The sequence below is a fragment of the Leisingera sp. F5 genome (genome assembly GCF_001593695.1).
In genome coordinates, this window is the sequence record NZ_LUKH01001302.1 from 1 (window position 1) to 1,128 (window position 1,128).

Genomic DNA, 1,128 nt, shown 5'->3' on the forward strand with positions numbered 1-1,128 from the left:
CCAGAGAGCAGCGCCAGCGGCCAGCCGCGGGCGGGCATCCGCCCGGTCCAGTTGGGAACCGCGGTGAACAAAAAGCCCGCCACAACGGCGGCGCCATAGCCGAAGATCATCTCGTGGATGTGCCAGTCGGTTGGCAGAAACGGGCCGCTGTAATCCAGATCGCCTCGCCAGATCAGCAGCCAGGCCGGGATCACGGCCAGCGCAAACAGGCAGGCGCCTAGAAAAAACGGCCTGAAGCCGAAGGAAAACAGAACAGGTCCGGTATAGTCGGTTCGCGCAGCCATCACGGCCTCCATACGTCCGGTCAAAGACAGGCGGGCGGCACTGGTCAGGTGCCGCCCGCCGGTTCAGCGCAAGGGACGCAATCTTTCGCCGAACCCCGTGGATCAGCTCCGGCGGGCAGGGAGGAGGGAGGCTCCCCCAATTCCGGTTTCCCGTTTTTACCGCACGGTTGTTTCCTCTGGCTTCACTATGCGATAACGGCGGGGTCAACTCTTTGTCCTCTAGCAAACTTGCGGTGCATTCTTGTCCAAGCTCGATGAAAGCCTCCTGACCGGGCTGCCGCCCTTCAGCCGCCTGGAGCGCGGCCAGATCCGCGAAATCCTCGATCAAGCGCTGCCCAAACGCTATGACGAGGGCAATGAGATCTTTCACGAAGGCCATGACGCAGAGCGATTCCACCTGCTGCTGGACGGCTACATCCGGGTGGTGAAGACCACCGAGGGCGGCGAGCAGATCATCGCACTGCATATTTCACCGGGCCAGCTGTTCGGCATTGCGCCCGCGCTGAACCGTGACACTTATCCGGCGACCGCGGTGGCGGCCTCGGAATCGCTGGCGCTGTCCTGGCCGGTGCGGATGTGGCCGGAGTTCACCGCCAAGTACCAGGGCTTTGCCACCGAGAGCTACAACACCCTGGGCCAGCGGCTGGGAGAGATGCAGACCCGGATCACCGAACTGGCGACGCAGGCGGTGGAGCAGCGGGTGGCGGCGGCGCTGTTGCGGATGGTGACCCAGTCGGGCCGCAAAGTGGAGGAGGGGATCGAGATCGCCTTCCCGGTGACCCGCCGCAATATCTCCGAGATGACCGGCACCACGCTGCACACCGTCAGCCGGCTGCTGTCGGCC

At 64.3% G+C, this 1,128-nt stretch carries 2 protein-coding genes; one reads left to right on the plus strand and one right to left on the minus strand.

All coding sequences use genetic code 11. The features are described from left to right. A partial coding sequence (locus A2I95_RS40965) for an NnrS family protein (RefSeq protein WP_291738021.1) occupies window positions 1-284 on the minus strand: 284 nt, incomplete at its 3' end. Window positions 285-525: 241 nt separating this feature from the next. On the opposite strand from A2I95_RS40965, the gene A2I95_RS40970 reads away from it, so the two are divergent. Further along, window positions 526-1,128: Crp/Fnr family transcriptional regulator (locus tag A2I95_RS40970; protein ID WP_291738022.1), on the plus strand; the 603-nt coding region annotated here is incomplete at its 3' end.